The organism is Kitasatospora sp. NPDC096128 (assembly GCF_040303105.1).
GTDB lineage: Bacteria > Actinomycetota > Actinomycetes > Streptomycetales > Streptomycetaceae > Kitasatospora.
Genome location: NZ_JBEOSP010000034.1, coordinates 88,963 through 98,790, shown reverse-complemented (window position 1 = coordinate 98,790; position 9,828 = coordinate 88,963). Strand labels below are relative to the sequence as shown.

General features: G+C 71.7%; 15 protein-coding genes. 6 read left to right on the top strand and 9 right to left on the bottom strand.

What is annotated here, in order from left to right:
- Positions 1-1,504: IS200/IS605 family accessory protein TnpB-related protein (locus ABTY61_RS30915; protein ID WP_350508408.1), on the bottom strand; the 1,504-nt coding region annotated here is incomplete at its 3' end.
- Positions 1,497-2,075, bottom strand: coding sequence for an IS607 family transposase (locus tag ABTY61_RS30910; RefSeq protein ID WP_350508407.1), 579 nt, complete (start codon positions 2,073-2,075; stop codon positions 1,497-1,499). The genes ABTY61_RS30910 and ABTY61_RS30915, both read right to left, overlap by 8 nt.
- Positions 2,076-2,116: 41 nt before the next feature.
- Here ABTY61_RS30910 and ABTY61_RS30905 point away from each other — a divergent pair, with 41 nt between their 5' ends.
- The 4 genes from ABTY61_RS30905 (at position 2,117) to ABTY61_RS30890 (ending at position 4,847) form a co-directional block, all read left to right on the top strand.
- Positions 2,117-2,527 (top strand): nuclear transport factor 2 family protein, encoded by a 411-nt coding sequence (locus ABTY61_RS30905; protein ID WP_350508406.1) that lies wholly within the window; start codon positions 2,117-2,119, stop codon positions 2,525-2,527.
- Positions 2,528-2,774: 247 nt separating this feature from the next.
- Positions 2,775-3,269: a hypothetical protein gene (locus ABTY61_RS30900; RefSeq protein ID WP_350508405.1), complete on the top strand. Its 495-nt coding sequence runs from the start codon at positions 2,775-2,777 to the stop codon at positions 3,267-3,269.
- Positions 3,270-3,291: 22 nt separating this feature from the next.
- On the top strand, positions 3,292-3,717 hold the full coding sequence (locus ABTY61_RS30895) for a VOC family protein (RefSeq protein WP_350508404.1): 426 nt from the start codon (positions 3,292-3,294) through the stop codon (positions 3,715-3,717).
- 161 nt (positions 3,718-3,878) lie between these two features.
- Complete coding sequence (locus ABTY61_RS30890; protein WP_350508403.1) at positions 3,879-4,847, top strand: SDR family NAD(P)-dependent oxidoreductase; 969 nt, start codon at positions 3,879-3,881, stop codon at positions 4,845-4,847.
- Positions 4,848-4,959: 112 nt separating this feature from the next.
- Here the strand turns inward: ABTY61_RS30890 and ABTY61_RS30885 are convergent, their stop codons facing one another.
- The 7 genes from ABTY61_RS30885 to ABTY61_RS30855 form a co-directional block, all read right to left on the bottom strand.
- Positions 4,960-5,181: a DUF397 domain-containing protein gene (locus ABTY61_RS30885; protein WP_350508402.1), complete on the bottom strand. Its 222-nt coding sequence runs from the start codon at positions 5,179-5,181 to the stop codon at positions 4,960-4,962.
- Positions 5,182-5,338: 157 nt separating this feature from the next.
- Positions 5,339-6,100: a dienelactone hydrolase family protein gene (locus ABTY61_RS30880; RefSeq protein WP_350508401.1), complete on the bottom strand. Its 762-nt coding sequence runs from the start codon at positions 6,098-6,100 to the stop codon at positions 5,339-5,341.
- Between the two features lie 246 nt (positions 6,101-6,346).
- Entirely contained in the window at positions 6,347-6,730 is a 384-nt protein-coding gene (gcvH, locus tag ABTY61_RS30875) for a glycine cleavage system protein GcvH (protein ID WP_350508400.1), read from the bottom strand.
- A gap of 55 nt (positions 6,731-6,785) precedes the next feature.
- On the bottom strand, positions 6,786-7,436 hold the full coding sequence (locus ABTY61_RS30870) for a DUF2306 domain-containing protein (RefSeq protein WP_350508399.1): 651 nt from the start codon (positions 7,434-7,436) through the stop codon (positions 6,786-6,788).
- Between the two features lie 93 nt (positions 7,437-7,529).
- Positions 7,530-7,997 (bottom strand): NUDIX domain-containing protein, encoded by a 468-nt coding sequence (locus tag ABTY61_RS30865; protein ID WP_350508398.1) that lies wholly within the window; start codon positions 7,995-7,997, stop codon positions 7,530-7,532.
- A gap of 75 nt (positions 7,998-8,072) precedes the next feature.
- Complete coding sequence (locus ABTY61_RS30860; RefSeq protein WP_350508397.1) at positions 8,073-8,297, bottom strand: hypothetical protein; 225 nt, start codon at positions 8,295-8,297, stop codon at positions 8,073-8,075.
- Positions 8,298-8,308: 11 nt separating this feature from the next.
- On the bottom strand, positions 8,309-8,509 hold the full coding sequence (locus tag ABTY61_RS30855; protein ID WP_350508396.1) for a hypothetical protein: 201 nt from the start codon (positions 8,507-8,509) through the stop codon (positions 8,309-8,311).
- A 119-nt stretch (positions 8,510-8,628) separates the two neighbouring features.
- On the opposite strand from ABTY61_RS30855, the gene ABTY61_RS30850 reads away from it, so the two are divergent.
- Both ABTY61_RS30850 and ABTY61_RS30845 read left to right on the top strand, forming a co-directional pair.
- Positions 8,629-9,468: a helix-turn-helix domain-containing protein gene (locus ABTY61_RS30850; RefSeq protein ID WP_350508395.1), complete on the top strand. Its 840-nt coding sequence runs from the start codon at positions 8,629-8,631 to the stop codon at positions 9,466-9,468.
- Positions 9,453-9,662 (top strand): DUF397 domain-containing protein, encoded by a 210-nt coding sequence (locus ABTY61_RS30845; RefSeq protein WP_350508394.1) that lies wholly within the window; start codon positions 9,453-9,455, stop codon positions 9,660-9,662. The genes ABTY61_RS30850 and ABTY61_RS30845 overlap by 16 nt, the downstream gene beginning before the upstream one ends.
- Positions 9,663-9,828: the final 166 nt, after the last annotated feature.

The following is a 9,828-nucleotide window of genomic DNA, read 5'->3' as shown; positions in this document are numbered from 1 at the left end:
GGGTTCCCTCACGCCCTCGATCACCTGGTCCGGCCTGGGCGGTCCGATGCCCACGACGATCACTCCGGTCGTCGTGGGGCGGTGCCGTCCGTCGCCGGATCGGGTGCCCGAGGGCGCGTCGCCCGATCGCGACGCTCGCTGCGTCGTGTCGGGACATCTTTCGCTTGTTGCCGGCAAGGGGCTTGCGCCAGTGCTGATCGCCCCACATCGACGTGTACGCCGGGTCGACGGCGACGATCGACAGGCTGTGCTCGGCCGCCATGGAGACGAGCCGGGCCTTGAGCCTGCCGGTGGGGATGCCGGAGACGAGCTGACGGAACCGCGTCTTACGGCCGTGCTTCTCGCGGGTCTTCTCGGCGGTGAAGTCCAGGTTCTCGATACCGATGGCCTTGACGCCGCTCCGGCCTGCCCAGTGCAGCAGTCGGCTGATGGCGTGCCGGATCTGCGCGTCGCGATGGTCGGCAGTGCCGGACAGGTCGTAGAAGAAGCGGCGCGGGTCGCCGACGGGGTTGCCGTGCCGGTCGAGGCGGTAGGCGGCGAAGTGGTCCGCGTTGGTGTCCACGCCGACCATGCCCTCAGCACGGGCCGCCTCCAGCGGCACGGTCCTGACCACGGGCCCGGTCCACGAGGCGGTGAGGTACCAACGGCCCCGTTCCACGTCCAGGTGGACGCGGTAGGCGACAGCCCGGTCGGCTTCGACGCGGTCGCGCCACTGCGCGCCCCGGTGCCGGAAGGCCACCTTGCAGGCGAGGACGTACCGGCCGCGTGGGGCGTTCGCGTGGTGGGCGAGCGGTGCGGGCAGCTTGACGGCGACCTCACCGTCCGGGGTGACGCGGATCGTCTCGTTCCCGTACCGCTTGCCGGTCTCTCCGTCAGCGGCGAGGAACCACCTCTCGGCTTCCCACCGCCGGCGCCACTGCGGCTCGGTGAGCTGCGCCTGTTCGAGGTTGTGACGGTTGCCCAGCAGGCGCCGGCCGCCGCGCACGACGTGCACGACACCGGCCTCCCGCTCGGCACGGGTGTCATCGAGGCGGTGTTCCAGCGTCGCCAGGCGGCGGGACTTGTGGAACCACTCGCCCTTGCTGCGGTATCCGCCGGGAGCCCGCCTGGTGCCCTTCTCCCCGATCGGCTGGGCCAGGCGGTGCATCAGCGTGCGGACACCGGCCTCAAGGCCCTGGATGTGGGCGAGCTGGCAGCGACGGGACAGTGCCCACTGATCGTGGGTGGCCTTCGTGATCGCCCCGGCCCACCGGGACGAGGAGTGGGAGGTCAGGCCCTGCTTACGGGCCGCCCACGAATCCGAGGTGTGGTCCAGGCCGTCAGCGCACCGGTTCTTGAGGTCCAGGGAGGCGAGGTGTCCGAGGTGTTCGCCGACCAGGCGCAACACCTTGTCGTCCTCGGGCGTGAGGTGCTTGAGACGGTCGCGTATCGCCACACCGGACGGACCGAGCACGACGAACGGCTCCTCGATCGTGCGGAGCTGCTTCTTCTTCGGCTCAGTCATCGGCAGCCGCCGCTTCAAGCGCCTTTCTCGCCCGGTTCTTCGCCGACCGGCGGCCGTACAGGCGGGCACAGAACGATGTCAGCACCTCGACCATGTCGCGGACCAGGTCGTCTTCGACCTCACCGTCGTCGAGGACCACCAGGCGGCGCCCGGTCGCGGACAGGGCCGCTTCGACCAGTTCGACGTTCATGCGGCCGAGCCGGTCTTTGTGCTCGACCACGACCGTGGTCACCTTCGGGTCGGCCAGCAGCCGCTTCGCCTTCGCACGGCAGCCGTTCATGCCCGAGGCGATCTCGGACTCGACCCGGACGACCTTGTGACCGGCCTTCGCTGCCCACGCCGACAACCGTGCAGTCTGCCGCTCCAGGTCAGCCTTCTGATCGTGGGAGGAGACGCGGGCGTACAAGCCCACACCGCCGGTCACGGCGGGTGAGGTGTTCGCGTCGATGTTCACCAGGATCGTGCGCGGCCCCACTCGTTCCGCAGGGACCGGCAACGTGCCCTCACGGAACCAGCGGTACGCAGTACGCGGGGCGACCCCCTGTGCGCGTGCCCATTCCGTCAGGTTCATACACAAGAACCTACAACACTCATGACACCTGAAAGACACTCATGGACACTTATTCGAAAGCAGTTAGCGACCCCGCAGACCCCACCGATCCCGACGTCGCCCTCGTGCTGGCCGCCTACGCCGCGTACGCCCGGGGCGACATCGACGCCGCCGTCGCCGGCCTGCACCCCGACGTGGAGTGGGTGGAGCCGCAGGAGTTCCCCAACGGGGGCGTGCACGCGGGCCGGGACGCCGTGCACAAGTACCTGAGCGCCTCGTACGCGATGTGGTCCGAGCTGCACTCGGAGCCGACCGCCTACCGGCGCGGCGCGGACGTCGTGATCGTCCACCACGTGCACGGCACGCTGACCGACGGCAGCCCGCTGGACCTCACCGCCGCCGACGTGTTCACCCTGCGCGACGGCCGGGTGGTCGCCATGCACGCCTACGCCGACCCGGCCGAGGTGCTGTAGCACACCCGCCCCCGGCCCGACGCCGACACCCGGATCGCCGAGGACGCCTGCGAGATCGGCACGGCCGGGGGCAACGGCGGCGCTCCGGAGCTGTTGCCACCTCCTGCGGGAGGACTGCGTCCCCGCCGTCGTCGCGGGCAACGCCTGCCGCAAGGCCTCCCGGGGCGGGGCGGCCCCGGGGTGGTTCGTTTCCTGACCGCACGTCGGTCGTTGAACGCTGCACCAAACCTCAACGGAAAGCCACCCCATGCCCGTTCACCCCCGGCGCGCGGCGGCCGCGGCCGCCCTCGCCGCCGCGCTCTGCCTTCCCCCCGCCGCCGCCCGCGCGGCGGAGCCCGCCGCGTACACCCTGCGCAACGCCCGTACCGGCTCCTGCCTGCACCACGTCACCGGCACCACCCAGGTGCGGCTGGAGCCCTGCGCGGCGGTTCCCGAGCAGCGGTGGGAGCTGCGGCCGACGGGCCCGGCGATCGAGGTGGCGGAGTTCGACGCGGAGAAGAGGACGTGGGGCTGCGTGGCGATCGGCGACAGCTGGAGCATCCGCTACGGGCAGTGCGGCACCACCGAGTCCGCGTGGAGCATCCCGGACCGCGACCGCTCCCGGGTGCGGTCGGCCTCGGACCTCAACGGCAACGACCTGTACCTGATGGAGACCGACTCCGGTCACCTCGCCGCCCGCCCCGGCGGCACCACGCCCTCGGCGGACTGGATCGTGGCCGCCGATGTTCCGGGAAGCACCTGAACCTCCCTGCTACGGTGCCCGGATGCCAGCGATCAAGCAGTTCCAAGTCACCTTCGACTGTGCGGAACCCGCGCGCGTCGCCCGTTTCTGGTGCGAGGTGCTGGGCTACGTCATGACGCCGCCGAACGGGTTCGCCACCTGGGAGGAGTACGAGGACTCCCGGCCCCCGGAGGAGCGCGGCTCCTGGTCCGCCTGCACCGACCCGTCGGGGGCGGGCCCGCGGCTGTACTTCCAGCGCGTCCCGGAGGGCAAGGCCGTCAAGAACCGGGTGCACCTGGACGTACGGGTCGGCACCGGGCTGGTGGGCGAGGAGCGCCTCGCCGCGCTGACGGCCGAGAGCGAGCGGCTGACGGCCCTGGGCGCGGTGCAGGTGCAGGTGCTGTACGACGGCCACGACTCCTGCATCCCGATGCTGGACGTCGAGGGCAACGAGTTCTGCGTCGACTGAGTCGCCCGGGCCGACCCGGCCGACCGGGTCGGGAGGTCCCCGCTGCCGGTGGGCTGACAGCGGGGACAGCGGGCTGCCGGTGGGATGCCGGCGGGCCGCGGCACGCTCAGGGGGAAGGGCGCAGCGACCGCGCCCGCACCGCGAACCCCCGGGAGCCCGTCTTGCCCTCCTCCGCCGCACCCCAGAGCCCGCCGTGGGACGTCCGCCGGCTGCCCCGCGCCGAGGGGAAGTGCTTCCTGGTCACCGGCGGCAACGCGGGCATCGGGTACTTCGTCGCCGAGCAGCTCGCCGGCACCGGCGCCACCGTCGTCCTCGGCAGCCGCGACGCGGCGAAGGCCCGGGCCGCGATCGCCTCCATCGGCGCGCGCGTGCCCGGCGCCCGGGTGCGGCACCTGCCGCTGGACCTGGCCGATCCCGCCTCCGTCGAGGCGGCCCCGGGCCTGCTCGGGGCGGAGCGCGTGGAGCGCCTGGACGCGGTGGTCCTCAACGCGGGCATCGCGCTGGACGATCCGCCGCGCCGCGAGAGCGCGAACGGGCACGAGCTGATGTTCGCGACCAACCACCTGGGCCACTTCGCGCTGACCCACCGCCTGGCCCCGCTGCTGCTGGCCGCCCCGGGCGGGCGGATCGTCACCACCGGCAGCTTCGCCGCCAAGTCCGAGCGCCTGGATTTCGCCGACCTCCAGAACTCCCGCGACTACCGGCCCAAGCGTGCCTACGCGCGCTCCAAGCTGGCCCAGATGCTGTTCGCCGTCGAGCTCGGCCGCCGGCTGCGCGCCGCGGGCCGCACGACACTGAGCGTCCTGGTCCACCCCGGCGGCGCGCTCGACGCCCTCACCCCCGCCCGCCCGCCGCTGCACGCCCGCACCACCGGCCAGCGGCTGGCCCACCTGCCGCTGGGCCTGGTGGTGCAGGGCAAGGAGGCCGCCGCCCGGCCGGCCGTACGGGCGGTGCTCGACCCGGGCGTGCGCGGCGGCCCGGTGATGTGGAGCCCCCGGGTGTTCGGGCTGCGCGGCGAGCCCCGGCCCGAACCCCTGTGGGAGCACCTGGCGGACCCGGCCGCCGCGGCCTGGCTGTGGGAGGCCAGCTGCGAACTGACCGGCTGCGAGCCGGACTTCACCGCCGGGTGAGGGCGGGGCTCCGCAGGCAGACGGCCCGGGCCGCACCGAGCCGCACCGGGCCGCACCGGGCCGCACGGGGCCGCACCGGGCCGCACGGGGCTGCGCCGGGCCGGGCCGGGGTTCAGTTGCCGAGCTCGCCCGCCTCGATGCCATGGCGGAACGCGGACCACTCGGCCTGGAAGAAGCGCAGCGGCGCGAGCCCGGGATTCTTGGAATCACGGACCGCGACCGCGCCGCCCGGCAGCTGCGCCACCTCGACGCACTCCCCATTGGCCATGCTGAACGACGACTTGTGCCACTCCGCACGGTTGATGTCCAGCGCGTAGAGCTCGGCCTTCTGCACGGCTTCCTCCTCATTGGGCAGCAATGGCCTGACATGCTATGTCATGGCCATGCCCGGCTGGTCGTCGGGAGGGCCCATACCGGCCAACTTGCCGCGTGATCGCGGGCATCCCCGGTGGGTCGGGGTGCCCGCGACCGCGCCGGCCGACCGACCGGTGCTACTTCAGGTGGCGGTCGTAGAACCGGCTCCCGTCCTCCAGCTCGAACGCCGGGGTGCCGGTGTGCCCGCCCAGGTTGGCGTGCAGGGTCTTCTCCCGGCTGCCGAAGGCGTCGAAGAGGTCCAGGGCCCGCCGGCGGGGGTTGCCCTCGTCGTCCCACTGGAGCAGGAACAGCAGCGGGACGGTGACCTGCCGGGCCTCCTCGCGCTGAGCACGCGTCACATAGCCGCCGGCGAAGAGGCCGGCGGCGCCGATGCGCGGGTCGGTGGCCGCGAGGCGGATGCCGAGGGCGGCCCACCCCGAGTAGCCGACGGGGCCGGCGGCGATCCCGGGCAGGGCGAGGAGGGCGTCCAGGGCGGCCCGCCACTCCGGGAGGGCGTCGTCGACGAGCGGGCCGACGAGGGCTTCGAAGATCTCGTCGACGGGCTCGCCGGCCTGCATCGCCCGGCGCAGCTCGGCGCGGGCCTGCTCGGCGGCGGCGGAACGGGGCCGGTCCCCGCAGCCGGGGGCGTCGATGGTGGCCACCGCGTAGCCCTGCGCCGCGGTGTACCGGGCCCGGGCGACCAGCCGGGCCTCGCGCCGGGGCAGGCCGTTGTTGTGGGCCATCAGGATCAGCGGGACGGGCGCGTCGGCGGGCGGCGTCCACAGGGTGCCGGGGGTGTCGCCGAGGAGGAACTCGCGTTCGAGGACGCCGTCGGCGAGGCGCTGTTCGGCGGTGAAGTGTGTGGAGGGGATGGAGGGGGTGGAGTCGGTGAAGTGCACGGTCGTGCCTTTCGGGAGAGCTGCTGAACGGCGCTCCCGGACGACGACCTATCGCCCGACCGTGACCCCGGAGGAGAGCACCCATGTCGTCGTGTCCACGGGTACCACCTCCTCGTTCTCTCGCACGGCCTGCCGGAAAGGTAACAGCGGCCGCCGTCCCCCGCCAAACGGATTTCCGGCGGCCGGGCCCCCGCACGGCTGCCCGGGTGTGAGGCCGGGCGGCCGGGCGGGGCCCGTCCGCGCCGACTACTCCTCCTTGATGTGGGCCTCGTACTGGGCCGCCGTGAGCAGGGCGTCCAGCTCGGCGGGCTTGGTCAGGTCGAGCTCGACGAACCAGATGCCGTGCGGATCGCCGTTGATGTCCTCGGGCGCGTCGCTCACCTCCTCGTTGACCGCCGCGACCTTCCCGGAGACCGGGGCGTAGAGCTCGCTGGCGGCCTTGACCGACTCCACGGTGCACAGCGGTCGGCCGATGTCGTACGTGTCGCCCACCCTCGGGAGTTCGACGAAGACGATGTCGCCGAGCTGGCGCTGCGCGTAGTCGGTGATGCCCACGCGCACCTTGCCCTTGCCGGTGGTGTGCACCCACTCGTGCTCCCGGGTGTACTTGAGGTCTTTCGGGTAAGCCATGGCGTTCTCCACAGGACGACGGTCGCTGACGGTTCGTCAGCCACGGAGGAGCCTGCTACAGATCGTCGCCGCCCGGTGCGACCTTCACCCGGACGAGTGAGCGGTCGGGCCGCCCGGGACGTGCGCGGGTGAACCACCACGCCAGCAGGAGGTTGGGCACCCAGCACAGCCAGGCGATCACCATGTACGAGGCGCGGAAGTCCAGTTGGGCCACCTTGGCGGCCACCAGCATGAGCCGGAGCGTGACGGCCGCGAAGGTGAGCGCGAAGCTGCGGACCATCCACCGCCGGTGGTCCTCCACCCGGCGGTGCAGGATCATCCGCAGCCCGGTGCCGCCGGTGGCCAGCCAGGCCGCGCCCAGGCAGGCGAACCCGAGCCGGGCGACCGCTCCCCCGTAGGCGACCGGCGCCAGCAGCAGCGCGCCGATCCCGCCGACCAGGCAGCCCAGCAGGTACGTGACGCCGATGCGGCGGTGCCGGCGCGGTGAGCGCCGGCGCAGCCGGGCGGAGAACTGCCAGGGCCCGAGGGCCAGGGCGACGAGCGCGCCGAATATGTGGATGCCGAGGGGCAGTTGGTGCGCCAAGTAGGTGGCGCGCTGTTCGCTGAAGTAGGTGTCCGGGTCGAAGCTCAGGTACCTGGCGGAGACCAGGACGATCAGCGTCGACAGGACGGCCATGACGGCCCAGCCGGCCCGAGTGATGCGCATGGCCCCGAGTGTCGGGCGCACCAGCAGGGAGCGACATGGGGAGATCCCCCCGATCTGCCCTGGGGCTGACCGGGGGTGGCCGACGCCCCGGCTTCAGTCGGGGCGCTGGCCGTGCAGGAGCAGGGGCAGGGCGCGGCCGGTGAGGGCTTCGGCGGTGCGGGCGGCCTGGGAGGGGGCCATGTGGAGCGGGAGTTCGCGCACGGGGACGAAGCGGGCGCCGAGCAGGCGGCTGCGCTTGTGCGGCGGGACGGCCAGGGCGGTGGTGTCGCGCACGGTGCCGCCGTCGAAGACGAGGCTGAAGCGCTCCAGGTAGCGGTCGGAGGGCGTGTAGTCGAGGGCCACGGCGTGGGTCAGGCGCAGGATGATGCCGGTCTGGGCGTGCAGGTGGCGGGCGGCGGCGCGGTGCGGGGGCTCGTTCACCTTGCCCGGGCCGCCGGGCAGGATCATGCCGTCCAGGTAGTCCGGGTCGACGAGGAGGACGTCGCCGCGCTGGTTGCGCACCAGGACGAGGCAGCCGAGCCGGCAGACGGGGGGCTTGGCGAGCAGACGCGGGTCGTGCATGGGGGTGTTCACTTCCTGAGGGCGGCGAGGACGAGGGCGGCGAAGCAGGCCCACCAGACCAGGCGGGCGAGGAGTTCAGTCGTCATGGGTGAGGCGCTCGTAGCGCAGGCCCTTGCGCAGCAGGTCGACGATCCGCAGGAGGTCGAGCGGGCGGGCGGTGAGGCGGAGCAGGTACTCGCACGTCATGTGGCCGGTTTCCCAGTCGACTTCGAGGGTCGGCAGGCGGACCCGGCCCAGGGCCAGGACGGTGGTGAGGTCGTCCAGGACGGCGGCGGCCTGTCGGCGCTGCTCGGCGGTCACGCGGGAGAGGGTCACCGCTCCCCCGGACGCTTGTGGACCTCGAAGAGGCGCCAGGCCGAGAAGGCCTCGTTGAAGGAGGAGAAGCCGCTGCGCTCACCGTCGGGCTTGCACAGCCACTCCCCGGTGCACTCGTTGCGCACCCGGTAGCACCGGGCCTCGGTGTCCCAGCGGACACCGTAGCCGGGGAGGCGGGGGACTTGGGCATGGGTCATGGGATGGAACTCTCTGCGATGGGAGTTTCACGTTCTGTTGCACATGGTGGGGCAGAGGCACCTAGCATCGGAAGCAGCATGCGAGTTGCCTACGGGCACGCCGGAAGTTGAGGACTGCCGTGAACAAGAAGAAAATTGACCCTGAGTCCAGCCCGTGGGCGCCCTTCGGGATCCAACTCCGCAACTTCCGCGAGGCCAGGGGCCTCATCCTGGACGAGCTGGCACCGCTCCTGGAGTGCTCCCCGTCGCACCTCTCCTACATCGAACTTGCGCACCGACCTCCGAGTCGCGAGCTCGCCGAACTCGCCGACATCGCGCTCGACACCGGCGGCACCATGCTGCTGATGTGGTATCAACTCAGGAACGCAGCGATCCTGGAGGGCTTCCCGGAATACGCGCGCTACGAGGGCCTGGCCGAGCAGATCAGGATCTTCGAGAACGACTTCGTCAACGGACTCCTGCAGACCCGGGGTTACGTAACCGCACTCCAGATGGGCTTTGTCAGGCAAGGCGCTGCAACTCAGAAACTGGCCGAGGAGCGCATCGAGTTCAGGCTCGCCCGGCAGAGGCTCCTGGAACGGCCCTCTCCCCCGCTTCTGCATGTTGTGTTGGACGAGAGCTGCCTCAGGCGGGTCGTCGGCGGACGCGGCGTCATGATCGAACAGCTACTCCACCTGGAGCAATTGAGCACTCGCCGCGACGTGATCATCCAAGTGGTGCCGTTCTCCCTGGGCGAAGAGCGGCCGTTCACACACATGACGGCCCTCCTTACCATGCCGAACCGCAGAGTTCTCGCTTACGGCGAAACTGAGCAGCGTGGCTATATCGACCGCGACACCAAGTCAACTGCCGCGTTGGTCAGGAGCTACGATCGCCTTGCAGTCGAGGCCCTCGGCCGGGCTGAATCGCGAGCTTTCATTCGTGCGGCAAGGAGGGACTTGGAGTGGATGTCGACCTGACCGGCGCTTTCTGGCGGAAGAGTTCGTACAGCGGCGCGAACGGCGGCCAGTGCGTCGAAGTCGCCGACGGCTTCGCCGACGCCATGCCCGTCCGCGACTCCAAGGACCCCTCCGGCCCCGCCCTCGTCTTCTCCCCCACCGCCTGGCAGTCCTTCGTCACCGCCGTCCGCACCGGCGAGTTCGACGCCCGCTGACCGCAGTTCACGGCCCCGCCACCCCTCCCCGTGGGTGGCGGGGCCCTGCCATGACGAGACCCCGCGACCAAAGCGGTCCACCTCGGTCACCTCCGGCCAATAACGGCCATCGCCTGGTGCGGTGAGTGACCAAGCCACTACGGTCGATCACGAACCAACCCCTGAC